The sequence below is a fragment of the Enterobacter sp. PTB genome, from assembly GCF_051130085.1.
GTDB classification, from domain to species: Bacteria; Pseudomonadota; Gammaproteobacteria; order Enterobacterales; family Enterobacteriaceae; genus Enterobacter; species Enterobacter ludwigii.
The window spans coordinates 17,028-38,660 of record NZ_JBDKEE010000017.1; the positions used below are offsets into that span (position 1 = coordinate 17,028).

20 protein-coding genes are annotated in these 21,633 nt (G+C 56.5%); 8 read left to right on the forward strand and 12 right to left on the reverse strand.

Features of this window, described 5'->3' with window-relative positions; all coding sequences use genetic code 11:
* Positions 1 to 9: 9 nt before the first annotated feature.
* Positions 10 to 1,476, forward strand: coding sequence for a pyridoxal phosphate-dependent decarboxylase family protein (locus AAIR21_RS19140; RefSeq protein ID WP_041162772.1), 1,467 nt, complete (start codon positions 10 to 12; stop codon positions 1,474 to 1,476).
* Positions 1,477 to 1,512: 36 nt separating this feature from the next.
* Here AAIR21_RS19140 and AAIR21_RS19145 read toward each other — a convergent pair whose 3' ends face one another.
* Entirely contained in the window at positions 1,513 to 2,028 is a 516-nt protein-coding gene (locus AAIR21_RS19145) for a protein disulfide oxidoreductase (RefSeq protein WP_121339288.1), read from the reverse strand.
* 70 nt (positions 2,029 to 2,098) lie between these two features.
* The gene (locus AAIR21_RS19150; protein ID WP_160890458.1) at positions 2,099 to 3,019 is read right to left on the reverse strand and encodes a LysR family transcriptional regulator; all 921 of its coding nucleotides are present in this window, start codon (positions 3,017 to 3,019) and stop codon (positions 2,099 to 2,101) included.
* 122 nt (positions 3,020 to 3,141) lie between these two features.
* Here AAIR21_RS19150 and AAIR21_RS19155 point away from each other — a divergent pair, with 122 nt between their 5' ends.
* On the forward strand, positions 3,142 to 4,920 hold the full coding sequence (locus tag AAIR21_RS19155; protein WP_183516148.1) for an adenine deaminase: 1,779 nt from the start codon (positions 3,142 to 3,144) through the stop codon (positions 4,918 to 4,920).
* 20 nt (positions 4,921 to 4,940) lie between these two features.
* Entirely contained in the window at positions 4,941 to 6,284 is a 1,344-nt protein-coding gene (locus AAIR21_RS19160) for an NCS2 family permease (RefSeq protein WP_032678560.1), read from the forward strand.
* Here AAIR21_RS19160 and AAIR21_RS19165 read toward each other — a convergent pair.
* The 3 genes from AAIR21_RS19165 to AAIR21_RS19175 are packed head-to-tail and all read right to left on the reverse strand — an operon-like array spanning position 6,281 to position 10,067.
* Positions 6,281 to 8,479, reverse strand: coding sequence for a polysaccharide biosynthesis tyrosine autokinase (locus AAIR21_RS19165; protein ID WP_183516147.1), 2,199 nt, complete (start codon positions 8,477 to 8,479; stop codon positions 6,281 to 6,283). The genes AAIR21_RS19160 and AAIR21_RS19165 overlap by 4 nt on opposite strands.
* Positions 8,479 to 8,928: a protein-tyrosine-phosphatase gene (locus AAIR21_RS19170; protein WP_047742893.1), complete on the reverse strand. Its 450-nt coding sequence runs from the start codon at positions 8,926 to 8,928 to the stop codon at positions 8,479 to 8,481. Before AAIR21_RS19170 ends, AAIR21_RS19165 begins: the two co-directional genes overlap by 1 nt.
* Positions 8,928 to 10,067 carry a polysaccharide export protein gene (locus AAIR21_RS19175; protein WP_059306865.1) on the reverse strand — a complete coding sequence of 380 codons (1,140 nt, stop codon included), beginning with the start codon at positions 10,065 to 10,067 and terminating at the stop codon, positions 8,928 to 8,930. The genes AAIR21_RS19170 and AAIR21_RS19175 overlap by 1 nt, the downstream gene beginning before the upstream one ends.
* Before the next feature lie 490 nt (positions 10,068 to 10,557).
* Here AAIR21_RS19175 and AAIR21_RS19180 point away from each other — a divergent pair, with 490 nt between their 5' ends.
* Positions 10,558 to 10,890 carry an RcnB family protein gene (locus AAIR21_RS19180; RefSeq protein WP_008500887.1) on the forward strand — a complete coding sequence of 111 codons (333 nt, stop codon included), beginning with the start codon at positions 10,558 to 10,560 and terminating at the stop codon, positions 10,888 to 10,890.
* Positions 10,865 to 11,320, forward strand: coding sequence for a GNAT family N-acetyltransferase (locus AAIR21_RS19185; protein WP_410390819.1), 456 nt, complete (start codon positions 10,865 to 10,867; stop codon positions 11,318 to 11,320). Before AAIR21_RS19180 ends, AAIR21_RS19185 begins: the two co-directional genes overlap by 26 nt.
* Before the next feature lie 103 nt (positions 11,321 to 11,423).
* Here the strand turns inward: AAIR21_RS19185 and apbC are convergent, their stop codons facing one another.
* Positions 11,424 to 12,533, reverse strand: a complete 1,110-nt coding sequence (gene apbC / locus AAIR21_RS19190; RefSeq protein ID WP_020883218.1) for an iron-sulfur cluster carrier protein ApbC — start codon at positions 12,531 to 12,533, stop codon at positions 11,424 to 11,426.
* Between the two features lie 137 nt (positions 12,534 to 12,670).
* Between apbC and metG the strand changes: the two genes are divergently transcribed.
* Positions 12,671 to 14,704: a methionine--tRNA ligase gene (gene metG / locus AAIR21_RS19195; protein ID WP_020883217.1), complete on the forward strand. Its 2,034-nt coding sequence runs from the start codon at positions 12,671 to 12,673 to the stop codon at positions 14,702 to 14,704.
* 64 nt (positions 14,705 to 14,768) lie between these two features.
* Here the strand turns inward: metG and AAIR21_RS19200 are convergent, their stop codons facing one another.
* From AAIR21_RS19200 to AAIR21_RS19210, 3 genes are read right to left on the reverse strand one after another with little or no spacing between them, the layout of a single operon-like run.
* Entirely contained in the window at positions 14,769 to 15,239 is a 471-nt protein-coding gene (locus tag AAIR21_RS19200) for a DUF1456 family protein (RefSeq protein WP_014170878.1), read from the reverse strand.
* A gap of 52 nt (positions 15,240 to 15,291) precedes the next feature.
* Positions 15,292 to 16,011: a two-component system response regulator BtsR gene (gene btsR / locus AAIR21_RS19205; protein ID WP_020883216.1), complete on the reverse strand. Its 720-nt coding sequence runs from the start codon at positions 16,009 to 16,011 to the stop codon at positions 15,292 to 15,294.
* Entirely contained in the window at positions 16,005 to 17,690 is a 1,686-nt protein-coding gene (locus AAIR21_RS19210; RefSeq protein WP_025203652.1) for a sensor histidine kinase, read from the reverse strand. The genes btsR and AAIR21_RS19210 overlap by 7 nt, the downstream gene beginning before the upstream one ends.
* Positions 17,691 to 17,907: 217 nt before the next feature.
* Here AAIR21_RS19210 and mlrA point away from each other — a divergent pair, with 217 nt between their 5' ends.
* On the forward strand, positions 17,908 to 18,648 hold the full coding sequence (gene mlrA / locus AAIR21_RS19215) for an HTH-type transcriptional regulator MlrA (RefSeq protein WP_020883214.1): 741 nt from the start codon (positions 17,908 to 17,910) through the stop codon (positions 18,646 to 18,648).
* A gap of 69 nt (positions 18,649 to 18,717) precedes the next feature.
* Entirely contained in the window at positions 18,718 to 18,831 is a 114-nt protein-coding gene (locus AAIR21_RS19220; protein ID WP_010433613.1) for a protein YohO, read from the forward strand.
* On the opposite strand, the gene AAIR21_RS19225 is transcribed toward AAIR21_RS19220, so the two are convergent.
* Genes AAIR21_RS19225 through AAIR21_RS19235 form a run of 3 tightly spaced genes read right to left on the reverse strand, consistent with a single transcriptional unit; the run spans position 18,806 to position 21,627 of the window.
* Complete coding sequence (locus tag AAIR21_RS19225; protein WP_025203651.1) at positions 18,806 to 19,543, reverse strand: ABC transporter permease; 738 nt, start codon at positions 19,541 to 19,543, stop codon at positions 18,806 to 18,808. The two genes, AAIR21_RS19220 and AAIR21_RS19225, sit on opposite strands and share 26 nt — an antisense overlap.
* Complete coding sequence (locus AAIR21_RS19230; RefSeq protein ID WP_020883212.1) at positions 19,527 to 20,477, reverse strand: ABC transporter ATP-binding protein; 951 nt, start codon at positions 20,475 to 20,477, stop codon at positions 19,527 to 19,529. Before AAIR21_RS19230 ends, AAIR21_RS19225 begins: the two co-directional genes overlap by 17 nt.
* On the reverse strand, positions 20,470 to 21,627 hold the full coding sequence (locus AAIR21_RS19235) for an ABC transporter permease (protein WP_025203650.1): 1,158 nt from the start codon (positions 21,625 to 21,627) through the stop codon (positions 20,470 to 20,472). The genes AAIR21_RS19230 and AAIR21_RS19235 overlap by 8 nt, the downstream gene beginning before the upstream one ends.
* Positions 21,628 to 21,633: the final 6 nt, after the last annotated feature.

Consider the following 21,633-nt stretch of genomic DNA (forward strand, 5'->3'; position numbering starts at 1 on the left):
TTGAACACGATGTCAGATTCAAACCCAATTTTGTTCTCCTCTGCACAGAGCATTGAAGCTTACCAGCAGGCGATTGAACAAAGCACTCAGGCTGTGATGCAGTGGCTGAAACAGCCTGAGATGTATCAGGGCAAAACGGTCGCGGAACTGCGCGACCGTATTAAGCTGGATTTCAACCCGAAAGGGCTGGGCAACGAAGCGGCGATTGAACGCGCCGTGGAGTTCTTCCTGAAAGACAGCCTGTCCGTTCATCACCCGCAGTGTGTGGCGCACCTGCACTGCCCAAGCCTGGTGGTTAGCCAGGCGGCGGAAGTACTGATTAACGCCACTAACCAGAGCATGGACTCCTGGGATCAAAGCCCGTCCGCAACCATCATTGAGATCAAGCTGATCGAATGGCTGCGTACCCGCGTGGGTTATCAGGCTGGCGACGCTGGTGTGTTCACCAGCGGCGGCACGCAGAGCAACCTGATGGGTCTGATGCTGGCCCGTGATGCGTTCTTCGCGCGTCAGGGTCACTCCGTTCAGCAGGACGGTCTGGTTGGCGATCTGCGTAAAATCCGCGTGCTGTGCTCTGAAAACGCACACTTCTCCGTGCAGAAGAACATGGCGCTGATGGGTCTGGGCTACCAGTCCGTCGTGCAGGTGAAAACGGATGAATTTTCGCGCATGGATCTCAGCGATCTGGCAGCGAAAATTGAGCAGTGCAATGCTAACGGCGAGCAGATCCTGGCGATTGTTGCCACTGCCGGTACTACCGATGCAGGTGCAATCGATCCGCTGCGTGCCATTGCTGAACTGGCGGCGAAACAGAATATCTGGGTACACGTTGATGCGGCCTGGGGCGGCGCGCTGCTGATGTCTGAGCAGTATCGTCACTACCTGGACGGTATCGAGCTGGTGGATTCCGTTACTCTGGACTTCCACAAGCAGTTCTTCCAGACCATCAGCTGCGGTGCGTTCCTGCTCAAAGAAGCGCGCCACTATGAGCTGATGCGCTATCAGGCGGCCTATCTGAACTCTGAGTTCGATGAAGAAGCTGGCGTGCCTAACCTGGTGTCGAAATCTCTGCAGACGACCCGTCGTTTCGACGCGCTGAAGCTGTGGATGAGCCTGGAAGCGCTGGGTCAGGAACAATACGCGGCGATCATCGATCACGGTGTTACGCTGGCACAGCAGGTTGCGGCTTACGTGAAAGAGCAGCCTGCTCTGGAACTGGTTATGCAGCCGCAGCTGGCAAGCGTATTGTTCCGCTTCCGTGGACAGGTACAGATGGACGACGCGGGTATCGCCCTGCTGAACCAGAAAATTGGTGATGCGCTGCTGGAATCCGGCCGTGCTAACGTCGGCGTGACCGAGCATAACGGCGTCACCTGCCTGAAGCTGACTCTGCTGAACCCAACCGTGACCCTGGAGGACATTAAAGTCCTGCTGTCGCTGGTTGAGCGTACCGCACAGGAAGTTCTGGCGAAGTAATATCCAGCCCCTCTTCCGCCGGAAGAGGGGCTCTCTTTACAGCCCTGCCCACCACAGTCTGAGCTTCATTCCCCAGTAACTTGTCCACCCCGTAGTAGTACTGACCACTTTCCCCTTCGACACGATCACCAGCGTCGGTGTTACGCTCACCTGCCACGCCTGCGACAGCGCACCGTTGGCATCGTTGACCACCGGCATGACCAGCTGTTTCTTGTCGACCCAGCGCGCCAGCTTTGCATCGTCGCCGGAACGCATGGCGATACTTACGACGTTGCCACCCTGTTCTGCCAGCGTATTGACCGAGGGCGTCGTAAACCGGCAGATGCTGCACCAGGTTGCCCATACGTATATCAGCAGCGGGCGTTCCTGGCTGAGTACCGTTATATCGTGGATCTTTCCGTCGATGCTGTGCATCGGTGCAGCGCTAAAGCTGGCGGGGAGTGTGGGCTTGCGGTATTGATCCACGCCCCACATTACGGCCAGCGCGAGCAGAAAGAAGATGATCCCTTCCCGCGCCCAGCGGCGCAGTCGACTGAATTTGCGGTTTTCCATTGTGACCTCTTGATGAATCGACGGTCATCTTAGCGAGCAATGCGCCCTCACGCTGTAAAGAAGTGTCGGGTCATTTCGTTCGCAACGTGTCGGCCATCAGCGTAAAGCAGGATTCGATAAGCGGAGGAAGCGGCTGCGGGGCGCGCATTAACGCCACCGTGCGGGCCAGGGCCGGTTGTTGAAGATGTACCACCCTGAGCTGCGGGTCCTGGAGGTGCGTGGTATAGAGCTGCGGTAAAATCGCCACGGCGAGTTTCGAGCGCACCAGACCATACAAAGTTTCGATGTAGTCCACCTGATAGCGTGTCGGCAACGACAAACGGTGGCTTTCCGCGAGCGCCGCAACCAGACGCTGAATATTACCTTTTGAGAACACGGCGATATCCCGCCCTGCCAGTTGCTTCCAGGGCAGGTGCGCCGACGCGGCCAGCGGATCGTCGCTGTGAATGACTGCGACAAACGGGTCGTCCTGTAAGGGAAACACGTTCAGCTGGTCGGGAACAGAGTTATCGAGCGCACCAATGCCGAAATCAATCTGCCCTTTCAGCAGCTGGGCCACCAGCGCATCGTTGGTTTGATCGTGAAATTCCACCCTGAGGCGGGGAAAAGCCTGCGCGAGCGTCCGGGGCAACAAGGGGAACAGCAGCGAACTCACGGAAGGGATCAGCCCGATACGCACCGTACCTTCTCCGCCCGCCTGAACAATGTGCTGCATGTCGTCAAACGCAAGCTGCGCCACGCTGAGCACCCGCTGCGCGTGCGGCAGGATGGCATTGCCAAGCTCCGTCAACGTCACGGCCGAGGCGGTCCGGTTAACCAGTTTGCCCCCAAGCACCGTCTCGATTTGCCGCAACGCACTGCTGAGCGCCGGCTGGCTGATAGCCAGTTTGCTGGCGGTATCAGTAAAATGACGCAGCTGCGCCAGAGTGACAAAATACTGTAGCTGTCGAAGAGAGAGCGCGGGCAAGCGCTGCCAGGGTTCCGTCATGATTATCCATTACACACGTCACAGAATAACCCGGGGTTATCGGGCGATAAATTTTATCAGCTGGGCAAACGTTTGCCGTGTGCATAGAGTAGCGTCATTATTTTGATGCTGGAACTGTTAATTGCATGACTGCTGAAACCCGACGCCGCGCCGTTCAGGCTGCACGAGGCGAAATGCCCTTTGACCTGCTGCTCACCGATACCCGTATTGTGGATATGGTCACCGGTGAGATCCGCGAAGCGGATGTTGGTATCGTGGGATCACTGATTGCCAGCGTCCATCCGCGCGGCAGCCGCAACGACGCACATGAGACCCACGCGCTGAACAACCAGTTTCTGTCGCCAGGGCTGATGGATACCCACGTCCACCTTGAAAGCTCTCATCTTATGCCCGCCCGCTACGCGGAGATTGTGCTTGCACAGGGCACCACGGCGGTCTTCTGGGATCCGCATGAACTGGCCAACGTGCTGGGCATTGACGGCGTCCGTTTTGCCATTGAGGCCAGCCGCAATCTGCCGCTGCAGGTGATGGTCGCCGCGCCTTCAAGCGTGCCCTCAACGCCCGGCCTGGAAATGTCCGGGGCGGATTTTGCCGGAGACGAGATGAACACCCTGCTTGGCTGGCCGGAAGTGCGCGGTGTGGCTGAAGTGATGGACATGCATGGGGTGCTCAATGGCAGCCAGCGTATGCTTGAAATTATGCAGGCCGGGCTCGACAGCGGAAAGCTGATTGAAGGCCATGCCCGCGGTCTCAGCGGTGCGGATTTACAGGCTTATCTGGCAGCAGGCGTGACTTCTGACCATGAGTTAACGTCGGCTGACGATGCGCTGGAAAAGCTGCGTGCCGGGCTGACGCTGGAGATCCGCGGTTCGCACCCTTATCTGCTGCCCGATATTGTCAGCGCCCTGAAAACGCTCCCCCATCTTTCGTCTCACATCACGGTTTGTACCGATGATGTTCCGCCAGACATCCTCATGGAAAAAGGCGGGATCATCGCGCTGCTGAACCTGCTGATTGAAAATGGATTAGCGGCCACCGACGCACTGCGTTTTGCAACGCTCAATGCAGCCATTCGCCTGCAGCGTAACGACCTGGGGCTGATTGCCGCCGGGCGTCGCGCGGATCTGGTGGTGTTTGACTCGCTGGATAAACTGACGGCGCACCAGGTCTACGTCGCCGGAAAGCTGATTGCCCGGGACGGGGCAACGCTCGAACCTGTTGCTGATACGCCTCTTACGTTGCCGCGTGATACCGTACGGTTGTCTGCCCTGACCGCTGATGATTTTTGCATGCGCATTGGCAACGCGAACCATGGCGTGGCTCGCTTGCGCCACATCTGCGGCGCGCGCTTTACCCGCTGGGGTGAAACAGATGTGCAGGTGCGCAACGGGTGCGTGCAGATCCCGGACGGTTTTAGCCTGATCTGGGTTCAGCATCGCCATGCCCGTCATGCAGCAAAACCGCAAATTGCCCTGCTTGAAGGCTGGGGGGAACTGCGCGGGGCGATTGCCACCAGCTACTCGCACGACTCTCACAACCTGGTGGTTTTGGGCCGCGATCCGAACGATATGGCGCTGGCTGCCAATACGCTTATCAACAGCGGTGGTGGCATGGCGCTGGCGCAACAGGGTGACGTGATTGCCCACGTTGCCATGCCGATTGCGGGCATGCTGTCGGAACTGCCACCTGCCGAGCTGGCGCTGCAGTTCAGGACGCTGCGCGATCGCAGCAGTCTGATTGCCGACTGGGAACCGCCTTATCGGGTCTTTAAGGCCATCGAAGGAACCTGCCTTGCCTGTAATGCCGGGCCACATTTGACCGATCTTGGACTGACCGATGGCAGCACGCGCCAGATTGTCGATCCGCTGATTTCTTACCGGGAAACCCCGGACAACACACAATAATACCGAAGGAGAGCCGGATAATGGCCGACAATACCGTTAATTCGCCAGCACCAGGGCGCTGGCTTGAACGTCGTTTTGCACTCCGTGCACGCGGGAGCACCGTGCGCACCGAGTGCCTGGCGGGTATCACCGGTTTTCTCGCCGCCGCCTATTTGCTGGTGGTGATCCCGGGGCTGCTGGCCGTGGGCGGAATGGACAAAGGCGCCGCGACCACGGGCACCATTCTGGTCTTCGTTGCCGGGACGCTGCTGATGGCGTTTTACGCCAACCTGCCGTTTATCGTCGGGCCAGGAATTGGTGGCTCGGTGCTGGTCGGGGTGACGCTTGCGGGCAGTGAAGGCATTGGCTGGCAAATTGGTCTGGGTATCGCCTGCTGGTCGGGGATTTTATTCTTCCTGCTGACCCGGTTTGGCCTGCGTGAAGTGGTGACCCGCTCGGTGCCGCAGTCCATCAAGCTGGGGCTGACGGCCTCCATCGGGCTGTTTGTCGCCGTACTCGGTTTCCGCAACGCCGGGCTGGTGCTGGCGAATGCCAAAACGAACGCACTGATGCTGGGAGATTTTTTATCACCCGGTGCGCTGGTGGCGTTGCTCGGCCTGTTCCTGGCTATCGGCCTGCAGGCTCGTCGTATTCCGGGTGCGATCCTGTGGGCTATCCTGCTCGCGACCCTCGTGGGTATTCCGATGGGCGTCACGAAATTACCCGCCAGTTTTATCGATGTGCCCCACTCCATCGCTCCCGTCCTCGGGCATGTCGATATGCTGGGCGCGCTGAATATTGCCTTTCTGCCGTTCCTCTTTGTCTTCTTCGCCTCCGAGTTTTTCTCCACCATGGGAACAACGCTGGCGGTGGGCGGTGAAGCAGGGCTGCTGGATGAAGAAGGCAATATGCCAAACATTAACCGCCCGTTTATGGTGGACTCCATTGCCGCCGCAATTGGCCCGTGGGTAGGCATTCCTGCCGCCACGGCACTGATTGAATCGTCCGCAGCCGCGGAAGCTGGCGGCAAAACCGGCATGACCGCGCTGGCCGCGGCGGTAATGTTCCTGCTGATGCTGCTGTTTACCCCTGTGGCGCTGATGATCCCGAAAGAAGCCACGGCGCCCGCCCTGATCCTCATCGGGCTGAATATGTTTAGCGGTTTACGTAAGGTTGATCTGGCGAACTTCACCGACGGCTTGCCGGTGTTGATGATGGTGATGATTACGCTGATTGCCAACAGTTTCGGGACCGGTATTGCGGGCGGGCTGCTGTTTTATATCGTTATCAAAGCGATAGCCGGGAAATGGCGCGATATCCCCGTCGGTCTTTGGATCCTCGCCATTCCCCTGGTGTATTACTTCGCCACGCTGGTGAAGCACTAACCCTCACGCCGCTTTTCCTTCGGGGTATAGCCGTAGTCGAAATGGCTATACCCCGCGCTGTAATATAGCGCCGCAGATTTCACGATATCATTGAGAATGGCACCGTTCACCTGCACACCCATCTGCTGCAGACGCTTTACACAGTTTTCCGTCTCTTTCACGTTGGTTTTACCAAAGCGGGCAACCAGTAACGTGGTTGCGGCCACTCTGGCAATCAGCACCGCATCGGTCACGGCCAGCACCGGCGGTGTATCAACGATAACAACGTCATAGTGTGCGTTCATCCCCGACATCACCTCCTGGAAGCGTTCTCCCATGAGCAGCTCCACGGGACGTAACGGCTGGGGACCACAGGTCAGAACATCAAAGCCCGCCTTATCAACGCGCTGGATCGCCTCCTGCCACGCCACATTTCCCTCAAGGACAGCGGATAATCCGTGATGGTTGTTCAGCTTAAAGAGATTATGCACATAGCCTTTACGCATATCCGCATCGATAAAGAGCACCCGCTTTCCGGCCTGAGCCGCTATTGATGCCAGTGACGTGCTGACCAGCGTTTTGCCGCAATTCTGCGTGGGGCCCGTAATCACCACGATCTGGTTTGAGGCGTCCATCATCGTGAAGTGCAGGCTGGTACGCAGTCCGCGCATCGCTTCAACAAACATATCCGCTGGCCGGTCTGTGGGCAGGAAGGGGATATCCGAAGTTTTGTGTTTCCCGTGGGGCGCCAAAAAGTGCTTTCGGCGCAAATGCGTTTTTTTCCACAGCCAGACCGAGCGCGGCAGCGTCGCCAGAACCGGCATCCCCTGCTCTTCTATTTGCTCAGACGAGGTGATCCCTCGCCGACAGGCAGTACGAACCAACACCCAACCCATGGAGACCATCAGCCCTAGCAGCACACCAGGCAGAATAATAAGCGCTTTACGGGGCTTTATTGGCTCAGGTTGTGTAACCGCGGTATCAATGATCCGCACGTTGCCGATGGCGCTGGAGCGTGAAATGTTCAGTTCCTGTTGGCGTGTCAGCAGCTGCAGGTAAATGGTACGCCCGGACTCGACATCACGGCTCAGGCGCAACACTTCCTGCTGGGTAGAAGGCATAGATGAAACCCGGCTGTTCAGGCGCGCACGTCCCTCTTCGAGCGTTTGTCGCTTCTCCCGTAATGCGCGATAGGTCGGGTGATCCTTTTTGAAAAGCTGAGAAACCTCTGCCTCACGAAAAGTCAGTTCGTTGAGCTGATTTTCCACGTTAACGACCTGATCCAGTACGGACTTCGCCTCAAGGGATAAGTCGACGGAATCGCGCTTCGCCCGATAGGCATTCAGTCGTGCTTCGGCCTCATCCAGTTCGTGACGGACCTTAGGCAACTGCTCCTGTAAAAACGCCAGACTTCTGGAATCCTGTGCCTCCTGGCGCGCAATATTCTGGCTGAGATAATTTTCAGCAATCGTATTGAGCACCACCGCTATCCTGTCCGGGTCTTCACCCGTCAGCGTCAGGGTGATCATACCGCTCTGTTTACCGGATTCCGCGACAAAGAGTCTCTTCTGCAGCGCGTTAATTGCCTCAAGCCTGGTAAAGGCTTGAAGGGTGAATTGGGTCCCCGGCTCCGCGCTGAGCGAGGTCACCAGAAGCGTGACCCCGTCTTTCACCAGCCGTTTGCCAACCCTACCGTCAGCCTTAAGCGTCTCCCCTTCCAGGCGATACCGGCCCTGCCCCAGCGCGGTCAGGACAACCGCTTGCGGTTTCCCCTCCTGCTGGGGCAGGGTAAGCTCACCTATCGTCATGTTGCCCGGTTTACTGCCGCGTAGACGTTCCCAGAAGCGCCCCACAACCGGGAGAACGCGCTGTTTTACCTGATATGTCAGCCCCAGATTATCAACGGTTCCCCCCAGGATCATGCGCGATTTAAGCAGCAACAGTTCAGGTTCAGCGTCGGGTGAAAGGTCAGACCCAAACTGGCTTAAGCTTTTAAGCAACGAGTTGTCCTGCTTTGCTTCTATCTGTACCAGGGCATCCGCCTGGTAGACCGGCGTGGCGCTAAACGCGTAGAGCCCCGCGCACACCGTAAACAGGAGCGTGACCAGCCCGATTAGCATGCGGTGATCAATCATCTCAGCAAAGAGCTGCATAAGATCGATTTCATTACTGTGCGGTGCGGCAGCACCGTATTTGTCTGATGTATGAGAAGACATTAACGCTTAATTCCTTTTTGACCCACACGACGAGCCCATTCCTGACTGGCTTTTACCAGTTGCCCGAAAACATATTCAAACGCTTCACGACTTTTGCGGTAAGGATCGGGAATGTCCCTGTTTTCCAGCCATTGGCCAAACAGCAGCGATTTTCCGCGACATTCGGGCGACACAGCGGCAATAAAACGCAGGTGCTCCGGCTCCATCACCAGAATTAAATCGGAAGTTTGCAACATGCTGCGCGTCATCTTGCGTGCCACGTGCCCCTCCAGCGAAACGCCGTAACACCGGGCCACCTCCCGTGCAGTTGCATCCGCCGGGCGTCCTTCAAATCCGTAAATCCCAGCCGATGTCACGAGTCTGCCGGGCAGCTGTTGTCGCAACAGCCGCTCCCCCATCGGCGAACGGCAAATATTGCCGGTGCAAACCACTAAGATTGAGTTGAACATTATTGCGGCCATGAACGGATGAAGCGGACGGTTTCGGTCAGGTCATGGACACCGCTGATGGTGGGTACCAGCTGTGTGATCACGCGATTCCAGCGTGACAACGGCGCGGTGGTGACGTAGACAATGTCATACGGTTCAAGCTGGAATTCCGTCCCCAGTACCATCGCGGAGGCATCCTTCGCATTGAGCTGATAGATATTGGCAATTTTGTCCGTCGCCCCTTTTTTCGCTACCGAGCGAATAACAAAAATCCCGGTTGCATCGGCCATATTCTGATCCAGCCCGCCTGCATTCCCCAGGGCTTCCGCCAGGGTCATTCCGCTACGATCCATCTTCAACGTGCTCTGCTTCACCACCTCGCCCATCACGAACACTTTTAAGGCATCGTTACGCGGAACAAAGAGGATATCGCCCGGATACAGCAGCTTATTCTGGCTTAAATCACCATGCTGCATCAGCGCATAGAGCGAAAGGCGCGCGTCCTGGCCATTATGCGTGAGGACCACGTTACGCCAGTCGGCATCCGCGGAAAGCCCACCTGCGGCGTTGACCGCGTCCATTACCGTCAAAGGAATATTGGTTATCGGTTGCTGGCCTGATTTTGCCACCTCTCCCGTCACATAGGCTTTTTGTGAGCGGAAAGACGCCACGCTGACATCCACCTGCGGACTCTCAATGACCTTCTCCAGTTGCGCGGTGATTGCTTCACGCACCTGCGCGACCGTTTTGCCTGCAACATGCAGTTTTCCGACGTAGGGATAGAAGAGCGTTCCATCCGCATTCACCCAGTTACCCGCGTCACTCGCGGTACGATACTGCCCTGCGGGCGTGGTTAATTCCGGATGATCCCAGACGGTGACCGTCAGGATGTCGCCGGTGCCTATGCGGTATTCCCAGTTTTTGACCTGCTCATCCAGAGTAGGATTTGCCTGAGATTTGAGGACAGGCGGTCGCAATCTTTCAACAAGCGCCGGGGTCAGGGGATAAATTTCCACGTGTTGATCGAGCTGATAATTCGCTTCTCCGTCAGTCATGACTTTTTTCCCGGTAATGCTGAGATCCTGACCTGGCGAAAATACGCAACCAGTTAACTGGCCGACTGAAAGAAATAAAAGTGAAAATAGCGTTGTATTTTTCATTTATATAAAAAGTTCTTTTATTGTTGTGTTTGTTGTTAAACAGATAAAAAATAAATTCATTTAAATTAAAACTTTCAACGGGTTATTGTTTTAGCGGACGTATTACAAAAAACGGACAACGTTTCCCTTCCTGGCGATAAAAAAGCAAAATCGTTCCCATTATTTTGAAAAAAAATGGAAAGAGATTGATGTCATACGGAGGTGATATTAAATGTTCTTACGTGGGAAAGCATGCGTTGAACAGTCCATTTGCGAAGTGAGAAGGTATTTTCAGAATTGATTAATGAAATAATAAATATTGGAAATATCAAACTCGGGAGATATTGACTGTAGTGATACTGCACACGTCATTACGACTACACAAAACCGTCCACTTTTGTTACATTTTTTTTCAAACACACCATGCTTTGGTACTTAAAATGGACTGTCTGCCTCGCGTTCCATGAACCCGCAGACGAAAAGTATCTGTAACGATATCACTGGAGAAAAAATGGCTAAGCGTAAATTGCTGCTTCTGGGTGTATTACTGTCTCTGGCGGGTTCCGCGTTTTCTGCCCCGCAAACCGCCGCTGCGCCATCAGGCATTAAAGCCTATGAGGAACAAGAGTTCATCGCTGATTTCACCAAATTCAAGATTGGCGACACCGCACCGGCGCAGTATCAAACGCCTGAGTACACCATTAAACAGTACCAGCTGCGTAACCTGCCGGCCCCGGATGCGGGTACCCACTGGACCTATATGGGCGAGAACTACGTCCTGATTGGCGATGCAGATGGCAAAATCTACAAAGCCTACAATGGAGATATCTTCTATCACCGCTAATGACATTTTAATCCGGCCCTGGCAGGAGAGCGATCGCCCCTTTTTGCGAACACTCTATCTCCACGCGCGGCGCGAGGCCTGGCCATGGCTGGACGGTTCCGAGTGGCAGCTTGAAGACTTTGACGCGGCAACCCGCGACGAAGTGATTTGGGTGGCCGTTCAGGACGGGCATCGACTGGGTTTTGCGTCGGTGTGGACGAACGACAACTTCCTGCACAATCTGTTTGTCGATCCGCAGTATCAAGGTCTGGGCGTCGGTCATTTGCTCCTTGAACAGGTGCAAAACGCGTTCACCAGTACGGGTTCGCTGAAGTGTCTGGTAAAGAATGACCGGGCTGTTGCCTTTTACCAGCGCCATTGCTGGCATATTGAAGCGAAGGGTGACTCGCCGGAAGGCGAGTACTTTTTAATGCATTACGTACAGCGTTAAACGCGGGTGACACGGGTGACGCTTCGCTGAGCCGGCCTACAACACGTTATTTCCGTAGGCCGGGTCAGGCGCAAACGCCGCCCGGCAATTCAGACTAAAGCACTCACACCGCGCGAAACGCAATTTCACTCGGGATGACTTCGCCCTGCCAGTAAAGCTGCGCCGCAACGCGCCCCGCCAGCTGTCGATACATCTCTGCAAATTCACTGTCCGGACGGCTGACGACCGTCGGCTTCCCGCTGTCCAGATCTTCACGCAGCGAGATGTGCAGCGGCATCTGCCCAAGCAGTTGGGTGTGATACTGCGCAGCCAGTTTTTCTGCCCCACCGGTGCCAAAGATAGGCTCATGGTGTCCGCAGTTGCTGCAGATATGCATACTCATGTTCTCGACAATACCCAGCACCGGCACGTCCACTTTCTCGAACATCACGATGCCTTTTTTGGCGTCGATCAGCGCGATGTCCTGCGGGGTGGTCACCACGACCGCTCCCGTTACCGGAATGTTTTGCGCCAGTGTCAGCTGAATGTCACCGGTGCCCGGCGGCATATCCAGCACCAGATAATCCAGATCGGGCCACATTGTCTCCTGCAGCATCTGCATCAGCGCTTTGCTGGCCATCGGACCACGCCACACCATGGCGTTATCGTCTGTCACCAGATAACCAATGGAGTTGGTTGCCAGACCGTGGGCCATGATCGGCGCCATGTGCGTGCCATCCGGCGAGGTTGGGCGCTGGTTTTCCGCGCCCAGCATGTTAGGCACAGACGGTCCGTAAATATCGGCGTCCAGAATACCGACCTTCGCCCCTTCGGCTGCCAGCGCGAGCGCCAGGTTTACCGCCGTAGAGGATTTACCCACCCCACCCTTGCCTGAACTGACGGCAATGATGTTTTTCACGCCGTTCACGCCCGGGTGGTTTTTCACACGCTTGAGGGTGGCGATGCTGTGGGTCAGCTTCCAGTCAATGGCTTTCGCGCCGGTAATGCGCAGCAGCTCAGAGCTGGTTTGCTCTTTTAGCGCGTCAAACGCGCTGGTCCAGACGAAGGGCATCTGCAGCTCGATGTGCAGCGTATCGTCCAGCCATGCGACATGGTGTAACGCTTTCAGCGTGGTGAGATTGTGCTTCAGGGTTGGATGCTGAAAGTTAGCCAGCGTCCCGGCGACCATTGCTCTTAAGGCTTCCGGTGATTTGGCCTGGGATTGAGAACTCATCCCGACTCCTTTGTTCTTGTGAATAAGACCTTAGATGAACAAGTTTACCTGAAAGGCCGTGGTTTGTGCTTACTTAATAATGCCCCTTTTGGTAATATCAAAAACCCTTTTCACAGTTAAAAGAAGTAATGCCTACTATGACTCAAGTCGCGAAGAAAATTCTGGTAACGTGCGCACTGCCGTACGCCAACGGCTCAATCCACCTCGGCCACATGCTGGAGCATATCCAGGCTGATGTCTGGGTCCGTTACCAGCGAATGCGCGGCCACGAGGTTAACTTCATCTGCGCGGACGATGCCCACGGCACGCCGATCATGCTGAAAGCGCAGCAGTTGGGGATCTCCCCAGAGCAGATGATTGCCGAAATGAGTCAGGAGCATCAGACCGATTTTGCGGGCTTTGACATCAGCTATGACAACTATCACTCCACGCACAGCGACGAAAACCGTGAGCTGTCGGAGCTGATCTACTCTCGCCTGAAAGAGAACGGTTTTATTAAAAACCGCACCATCTCTCAGCTGTACGATCCGGAAAAAGGCATGTTCCTGCCGGACCGCTTTGTCAAAGGTACCTGCCCGAAATGTAAATCACCGGATCAGTATGGCGATAACTGCGAAGTGTGCGGCGCAACCTACAGCCCGACTGAGCTTATCGATCCGAAATCTGTTGTTTCGGGTGCCACACCGGTAATGCGTGATTCCGAGCACTTCTTCTTCGACCTGCCGTCCTTCAGCGAAATGCTGCAGGCGTGGACCCGCAGCGGCGCGCTGCAGGAGCAGGTCGCGAATAAAATGCAGGAGTGGTTCGAATCCGGTCTGCAGCAGTGGGATATCTCCCGCGATGCACCGTATTTCGGTTTCGAAATTCCGAACGCACCGGGTAAATACTTCTACGTCTGGCTGGATGCGCCAATCGGGTACATGGGCTCCTTCAAGAACCTGTGCGACAAGCGCGGCGACACCGTCAGCTTTGACGAATACTGGAAGAAAGATTCCGACGCCGAGCTGTATCACTTTATCGGCAAAGACATTGTTTACTTCCACAGCCTGTTCTGGCCGGCGATGCTGGAAGGCAGTAACTTCCGTAAACCAACCAACCTGTTTGTGCACGGCTATGTGACGGTCAACGGCGCGAAGATGTCCAAATCTCGCGGTACGTTCATCAAAGCCAGCACCTGGCTGAACCACTTCGACGCGGACAGCCTGCGTTATTACTACACGGCGAAGCTCTCTTCCCGCATCGACGATATCGACCTGAATCTGGAAGATTTCGTGCAGCGCGTGAACGCCGACATCGTCAACAAAGTCGTCAACCTGGCTTCCCGTAACGCGGGCTTTATCGCCAAGCGTTTCGACGGCGTGCTGTCTGCCGAACTGGCCGATCCTGAACTGTACAAAACCTTCACCGACGCCGCCGCGGCGGTTGGCGAAGCCTGGGAAAGCCGTGAGTTCGGTAAAGCGATTCGTGAAATCATGGCGCTGGCTGACGTGGCTAACCGCTACGTTGACGAGCAGGCACCGTGGGTTGTCGCGAAACAGGAAGGCCGCGACGCCGACCTGCAGGCGATCTGCACCATGGGCCTGAACATGTTCCGCGTGCTGATGACCTGGCTGAAGCCGGTACTGCCACAGCTGGCCTCCCGCGCTGAAGCATTCCTCAACACCGAGCTGACCTGGGATGCTATCCAGCAGCCACTGCTCGGCCACAAGGTGAATACCTTCAAGGCGCTGTACAACCGCATCGAGATGAAGCAGGTAGAATCCCTGGTGGAAGCGTCTAAAGAAGAGGTGAAGGCTGCCGCTGCGCCGGTGACTGGCCCGCTGGCAGACGATCCGATTCAGGAGACCATTACCTTTGATGATTTCGCCAAGGTCGATCTGCGTGTCGCACTGATTGAAAACGCGGAATTTGTCGAAGGCTCGGACAAACTGCTGCGCCTGACGCTGGATCTGGGCGGTGAGAAGCGTAACGTCTTCTCCGGTATCCGTTCTGCCTATCCTGATCCGCAGGTGCTGATTGGCCGTCAGACCGTGATGGTCGCCAACCTGGCACCGCGCAAAATGCGCTTCGGCATCTCGGAAGGCATGGTGATGGCGGCAGGTCCTGGCGGGAAAGATATCTTCCTGTTAAGCCCTGATGAAGGCGCCAAACCAGGTCAGCAGGTGAAATAATAAAAAAGCCGGAGATAATCTCCGGCTTTTTTTTGCCTCTTCATCCTTCACGCCCCGGTACCACTCACGGCTTAGCGTGATGCACCCGGTGAGTCAGTCCGCGTAAAAAATAACGCAAAAACTGGTCGCCGCACTCGCGGTAGTTCTTATGGTCCGGCGCACGCATCATGGCGGTGATCTCCGGCATCGACACGCGGTGCTTCTGCTCTGTCATAATCGCCAGAATATCGTCTGTTTTCAGTGAAAAGGCGATACGCAGCTTTTTCAGCACCGTGTTGTTATTCACCCGACGCTCAAGCGCCAGTTCTGGTGCTGAGTCATCTTTCCCGCGCTTGTCGTAGATGAGGCCGTTCAGGAAGCCAGACAGGATAATGTCAGGGCAGCGAACAAACCCCTCTTCATCCTCTTTTGTCATCCAGGTGTCGAAACCGGCAGAGGTGGACTCCATGCCAGCAAGCGCAAGAATGCGCACCATATCATTATTGTTTGCTTTCAGGGTGTAGCGCAGGCTACGGAGAATATCATTACTGAGCATGGGTGCCTTTAACTTAACTGTCGATGATGCAATGGGGCGCAGTGTACCAGTTTTACAGGCCGATCGCCTCTTTCAAACTCTTAAGGTAGCGGCGACTGACGGGGACGGTTTGCCCGGCACGCAGCACCAGCTCTGCCTGTCCGTTGTCTTCCAGCCGGATCTCTTTCAGGTGCGCCATGTTCACCAGATACTGGCGATGGCAACGAACGAGCGGCGTTCGGCTCTCCAGCGTCCGCAGCGTCAGCTCGGTGAAGCCTTCGTTCCCCTCCGCGCTGGTAACAAATACGCCGCTCAAACGGCTGCTGACAAACGCTACATCGTCCATCTGCAGAAGGTAAATCCGACTGTGGCCAGTGCAAGGGATAAATTTCAGCGGCTGCTGGTTTTCCGGCAACAGCGTGACATCCTGCACGGTGCGCTCCTGGCGCAAACGGCTGAGGGTCTTTTCAAGACGCTTCTCTTCAATCGGTTTGAGTAAATAATCGAATGCGTGCTCCTCAAAGGCTTTGACGGCGTATTCATCGAAGGCGGTCAAAAACACAATGTAGGGGCGATGTTCCGGGTCGAGCATTCCGACCATCTCCAGGCCGCTAATTCGGGGCATCTGAATGTCGAGGAACAGCACGTCCGGGCGCAGTTTGTGCACGGCGCCAATGGCCTCAATGGCGTTTGCGCACTCCCCCACAATCTCAATGTCAGGCTGCTCCTGCAACAGAACGCGCAGGTTTTCCCGTGCTAACGGCTCATCATCCACAATCAGCACTCTTAGCATGCGTTTTCCTCCAGCGGCAGTCGTAACGTAATACGGGTGAATCGGTCGGGCTCACAGGCAACGGTAATGCCACAGTCATCACCAAAGTGCGCGCGCAGGCGTTTATCCACCAGGCTCATCCCTAATCCGCCTGAGGTGGAAGGCACGTAAAGCCCGGCGTTATCTTCAATATCCAGCACCAGATGATGGTTAAAGCGGCTGGCGGAAATGGTGATCTCCCCAATTCCCAACAGCTGTGACGTACCGTGTTTAATGGCGTTTTCCACAATAGGCTGCAGGGTAAAGGCCGGAAGATGCTGATACGCCAGCTCATCCGGGACGGATAACGACACCTGCAGACGAGTCTGGAAGCGTGCCTGCTCAATCTGCAGGTAAGCATTAACGTGTTCTATTTCATCGGCCAGGGTCACAATCTCGGACGGACGTTTAAGGTTTTTGCGGAAAAACGTCGACAGGAACTGAACCAGCTGCGCGGCCTGATCGCTGTCGCGGCGGATCACCGCTTTGAGCGTATTAAGCGCATTGAACAGGAAATGCGGATTCACCTGAGCGTGCAGGAGTTTAATTTCGGATTGCGTCAGCAACGCTTTCTGACGCTCATACTGCCCGGCGAGGATCTGCGCGGAGAGCAGCTGAGCGATGCCCTCTCCCAGCGTACGGTTGATAGAGCTGAACAGACGGTTTTTCGCTTCATAAAGCTTGATGGTGCCCATTACCCGCTGGTTTTCCCCGCGCAGCGGAATAACCAGCGTGGAGCCCAGTTTACACTGCGGGTGCAGCGAACAGCGGTAAGGAACTTCGTTGCCGTCGGCATAAACCACTTCGCCGGTTTCAATGGCGCGCAGCGTATAGGCGGAGGAGATCGGTTTCCCGGGCAGATGGTGGTCGTCGCCCGTGCCGGTAAAAGCCAGCAACCGTTCACGGTCGGTTATCGCCACCGCGCCGATATCCAGCTCCTTATAAAGCACCTGCGCCACCTTCATGCTGTTCTCTTCGTTAAAGCCCTGACGCAGGATCCCCTCCGTCGAAGCGGCGACCTTCAGGGCCGTCGCGGAAAACGCCGAGGTGTACTTCTCAAACATGGCGCGCTTGTCGAGCAGAATACGCATAAACAGCGCAGCACCCACGGTATTCGTCACCATCATCGGGGCAGCGATATTGCTCACCAGATGGAGCGCATCGTCAAACGGTCGGGCAATCAGCAAGATGATGGCCATTTGCGCCATTTCAGCGACAAAGGTGATCGCCCCGGCGGTGAGCGGGCTAAAGACTTTATCCGGACGACCGCGCTTAATCATATAGCTGTGAACCAGGCCGCCGAGCAGCCCTTCGACGATCGTTGAGATCATACAGCTCAGCGCCGTCATGCCGCCCATCGAATACCGATGCAGGCCACCGGTTAACCCGACCAGCCCACCGACCACAGGGCCGCCAAGCAGCCCGCCCATCACGGCACCGATGGCTCGCGTATTGGCAATGGAGTCTTCGATATGGAGACCAAAATAGGTTCCCATAATGCAGAAAATAGAGAAGGTCACGTAGCAGAGCAGCTTGTGCGGCAGGCGTACGGTAACTTGCATCAGCGGAATGAACAGACGCGTTTTACTCATCAACCAGGCGATGACAAGAAATACGCACATCTGCTGAAGCAACAGCAGCACCAGATTAAACTCGTACATACTCAAAACCGCACACCCTCAAAACGCGTAACATACACTGCTGGCGGTAAACTTTCTTTGAAGCGCGGCAAAAAAGCTGCAATTCGTGCCCGGCATCACACCTTTTGCCGAACCTAACGCCTGCTTCGCATTATTCGTGCAAAAAACAACCATTTCTTCCTGGTTCAGTAAACAGGGACTACAGTTAAGCTGGGGACGCGTAAGCCAGGGGGCGAATATGGCGCTTTACACAATCGGTGAAGTGGCACTCCTTTGTGATATCAATCCCGTCACGCTACGGGCATGGCAGCGACGGTATGGATTACTCAAACCGCAGAGAACGGACGGAGGCCATCGTCTCTTCAACGATGCCGATATCGACCGGATCCGCGAGATCAAAAGCTGGATCGATAACGGTGTGCAGGTTGGCAAAGTGAAATCCCTGCTCAGCCATGACGATCCAGACACGCAGCTTCTCTGGCGCGAACAACAGGAAACGTTGCTGCGCCTTCTGCAGGCGGGCAATCTGCAGCGCCTGCGCGCATGGATAAAAGAGCAAGGGCGCGATTATCCCGCGCAAACGCTGATCACGCATCTTTTCATCCCGCTCCGTCGACGCCTGCAGTGCCAGCAGACCACCCTGCAGGCGCTGCTGAGTATGCTCGACGGCGTCCTGATCAACTACATTGCCGTCTGCCTTGCCTCGGCGAAGAACAAGCACGGAAAAGACGCGCTGGTGGTCGGCTGGAACGTGCACGATACTACTCGTCTGTGGCTGGAGGCCTGGATTGCCACCCAGAATGGCTGGCGCGTTGATGTCCTTGTGCACTCGCTGGCGCAATTTCGCCCTGAATTGTTCGACGGCCAGACCCTGCTGGTCTGGTGCGGGGAAGTGCCTTCCGCCTCGCAGCAACAGCTGATGACGGAATGGCGTGAACATGGTTACCCGGTTTACTCGCTTGGCCCGGAAGAGCCGTAACGGCATTTAATGGTTCATTAACAGCTGCGCTTCACCGTATAATTGTTCCGTTAACAACAGGAGCACATGATGAAGGCAACCAAACTGGCCGTAATTACCCTTTTTGTTCTGATGGCCGTAAGCGGTATCGGCGGCGTGATGCTGGCCGGGTATTCGTTTATTGTTCGTGGCGGTGTCGGCTGAGATACTGCGCCAGACGCTCAAAAACGCGATCGACGACGATTGCCGCCAGCGCGACCAGCAACGCCCCCTGCACAATATAGGCCGTATTGAACCCGCTTAAGCCGATGATAATCGGCGTTCCCAGGGTATTGGCTCCCACCGTCGACGCAATGGTCGCCGTCCCGATATTAATGATCACCGACGTACGGATCCCCGCAAGGATGACCGGTGCCGCCAGGGGGAGTTCAACTTTGCGCAGCCGCTCTGCGCGACTCATCCCCATCCCTTCAGCAACGCTCAGTACCGACGCAGGTACCGCCGCAATACCGGCCAGCGTACCCTGCAGAATGGGCAACACACCGTATAAAATCAGCGCAATGATGGCAGGTTGCTGACCAAAGCCCATCACCGGCACTGCAATCGCCAGCACCGCCACCGGCGGAAACGTCTGGCCAATCGCCGCAATGGTCTCCACCAGCGGGCGAAACTCCCGTCCCGCGGGCCGCGTGACCGCGATGCCCGCCCCCACGCCCAGTACAATAGCGATGGCACTTGAGAGCACCACCAGCCAGAGATGGGCCAGGGCAAGATTAATAAAACTCTCCTGCTGATACACCGGGCGCGGCAAGTCGGGGAAGAGTGTGCTAAACAGCGCCGCGCTGTGCGGCATCAGAAACAGCAAAGCGACAAAGAGCACGACCAGCCAGAGCAGCGGATCACGAAGTGCCTTCACGTGTCACCTCCCCTGCCAGCAGATCGCGAAAATGCAGGGTGCCACTTGGCGCGCCACGGGCATCCGCAACGGGCAACACTTCACACTGGCGGGCAACAAACGCCGAAAGCGCATCCCGCAAGCTCATCTGTTCCTGCAGAGGCTCGCCACTCACAGTCGCGTCCTGTCGACGCATATAGTCGCTGACCGTACGCAGCGAGAGCAGCCTGACGCCCAGCTCGCTGCGGCCAAAAAACTCACGCACAAAATCGTTCTTCGGCCAGGTCAGCAGTTCAAGCGGCGTCCCCTGCTGCACCACCTCGCCATGGTCCATCAGCACCAGATGGTCGGCCAGACGCAGCGCCTCATCAATATCGTGCGTCACAAGAATGATTGTTCGCCCCAGAATGCGATGAATGCGGGTCATTTCCGCCTGCAGTGCGGCGCGCGTGACCGGATCCAGCGCGCCGAAGGGTTCATCCATCAATAACACCTGCGGATTGGCCGCCAGCGCACGCGCCACGCCCACCCGCTGCTGCTGGCCTCCGGAAAGCTGGTGCGGGTAGCGTTCACGCAGCGCAGGTTCTAACCCGAGCAGAGACATCAGTTCATCAACCCGGTCGGCAGTTTTTGCCCGCGACCATTTCTCCAGCTGCAGCACGGTGGCGATGTTCTGCGCGACCGTCCAGTGCGGAAACAGGCCGATGGACTGGATGGCATACCCCATACGACGACGCAGCTCCAGCACAGGCAGGCTGCGGATCTCTTCTCCGGCAAAGCGGATCAGACCGCTGTCATGCTCAACCAGGCGGTTAATCATCTTCAGGGTGGTGGATTTTCCCGACCCCGAAGTGCCAATCAGCACGGAAAATGCGCCCTCGGCAAAATTCAGGTTGAGATGGCTTGCCGCCGGACGACCCGCAAAGGTTTTACTGACATCGTGAAATTCAATCATTGGCTCTTCTCCTGAGCAGCGCGAGCCATAAGGCAAACAGCGCGTCGATGACAACCGCCAGCGCAATCGTGGGCACCACGCCCAATAACACCAGGTCCAGGGCGCTACTCAACAGCCCCTGGAAAACCAGCGCGCCAAAGCCGCCCGCGCCAATCAGCGCCGCAATCACCGCCATGCCAACGGTTTGCACCGCCACCACCCGCAGGCTGCGCAGCAGCAGGGGCAAAGCCAGCGGCAACTGGATCTTCCAGAAACATTGTCTCGCGCTCATCCCCATTGCATGGGCACTTTCCAGCACGTCCGGCGCGACCTGGCTCAGCCCGGCCACCACGCCGCGCACCAGCGGCAGCAGCGCATAGAGCACCAGCGCGATAAGGGCTGGCGTTAAACCGGTTCCGGCGATCCCCATCGTTCCCAGCACCGGGAACGACTTCACCAGCCCGGCCAGCGGAGCAATCAACAGGCCAAACAGAGCGACGGACGGGATAGTCTGAATCACATTCAGTACGGCAAACACCCCGCCCTGACGTGAAGGGTGGCGATAGCACCACATACCCAGCGGTATGCCGAGCAGTAAGGCCGGGATCAGGGTGCCGAAGAGGATCGTGAGGTGTTGCGCCAGGGCGTCATTAAACACCTCCTGACGGTTGGCGTACTCTTTTAACAGCGAGAGATTATTCAGCTCACCGCTAAACAGCAGCAGCAATGGAATACACCATATCTGGGCATTGAGTATCCAGCGCCAGACGGATGTTGAGATAAGACGGCGAATAGCATCGCTGCAGGCCAGCAGACACAGCGCCAGCCAGAGCCACAAACCGCTACCCACAGAGGTTCTTGCCAGCGGACTTTCCGCCGAGGTCATGTGCGTTGCTGCAAGCCCGCCTCCCCAGAATAAGGCGATAAACAGCCCTTCACAAAGCAGCAGCGTCAGCCACTGAGCCGTGCGTCCTTGCCAGAGCGACAACGCAACCCACGCGCCCAGCGCCGTCACCAGTAACCACGGCGTAAATGACCAGACCTGCCAGAGCGAGCGACTCTCCCCCGACATCAGGCGATTCGGGGCCACATTCACAAACGGTAACGCGACCGCCGCGATGGCCACACAGGCCAACAGCAGCAGTACGCGGTTATGACATTTTATTGGCACAGCCCT

Bases quoted from the DNA above. Each gene is read 5' to 3' on its own strand.
- AAIR21_RS19140 (WP_041162772.1), top strand. From the start codon at position 10: ATGTCAGATTCAAACCCAATTTTGTTCTCCTCTGCACAGAGCATTGAA.
- AAIR21_RS19145 (WP_121339288.1), bottom strand. From the start codon at position 2,028: ATGGAAAACCGCAAATTCAGTCGACTGCGCCGCTGGGCGCGGGAAGGG.
- AAIR21_RS19155 (WP_183516148.1), top strand. From the start codon at position 3,142: ATGACTGCTGAAACCCGACGCCGCGCCGTTCAGGCTGCACGAGGCGAA.
- AAIR21_RS19160 (WP_032678560.1), top strand. From the start codon at position 4,941: ATGGCCGACAATACCGTTAATTCGCCAGCACCAGGGCGCTGGCTTGAA.
- AAIR21_RS19165 (WP_183516147.1), bottom strand. From the start codon at position 8,479: ATGTCTTCTCATACATCAGACAAATACGGTGCTGCCGCACCGCACAGT.
- AAIR21_RS19170 (WP_047742893.1), bottom strand. From the start codon at position 8,928: ATGTTCAACTCAATCTTAGTGGTTTGCACCGGCAATATTTGCCGTTCG.
- AAIR21_RS19175 (WP_059306865.1), bottom strand. From the start codon at position 10,067: ATGAAAAATACAACGCTATTTTCACTTTTATTTCTTTCAGTCGGCCAG.
- AAIR21_RS19180 (WP_008500887.1), top strand. From the start codon at position 10,558: ATGGCTAAGCGTAAATTGCTGCTTCTGGGTGTATTACTGTCTCTGGCG.
- AAIR21_RS19185 (WP_410390819.1), top strand. From the start codon at position 10,865: ATGGAGATATCTTCTATCACCGCTAATGACATTTTAATCCGGCCCTGG.
- apbC (WP_020883218.1), bottom strand. From the start codon at position 12,533: ATGAGTTCTCAATCCCAGGCCAAATCACCGGAAGCCTTAAGAGCAATG.
- metG (WP_020883217.1), top strand. From the start codon at position 12,671: ATGACTCAAGTCGCGAAGAAAATTCTGGTAACGTGCGCACTGCCGTAC.
- AAIR21_RS19200 (WP_014170878.1), bottom strand. From the start codon at position 15,239: ATGCTCAGTAATGATATTCTCCGTAGCCTGCGCTACACCCTGAAAGCA.
- btsR (WP_020883216.1), bottom strand. From the start codon at position 16,011: ATGCTAAGAGTGCTGATTGTGGATGATGAGCCGTTAGCACGGGAAAAC.
- AAIR21_RS19210 (WP_025203652.1), bottom strand. From the start codon at position 17,690: ATGTACGAGTTTAATCTGGTGCTGCTGTTGCTTCAGCAGATGTGCGTA.
- mlrA (WP_020883214.1), top strand. From the start codon at position 17,908: ATGGCGCTTTACACAATCGGTGAAGTGGCACTCCTTTGTGATATCAAT.
- AAIR21_RS19220 (WP_010433613.1), top strand. From the start codon at position 18,718: ATGAAGGCAACCAAACTGGCCGTAATTACCCTTTTTGTTCTGATGGCC.
- AAIR21_RS19230 (WP_020883212.1), bottom strand. From the start codon at position 20,477: ATGATTGAATTTCACGATGTCAGTAAAACCTTTGCGGGTCGTCCGGCG.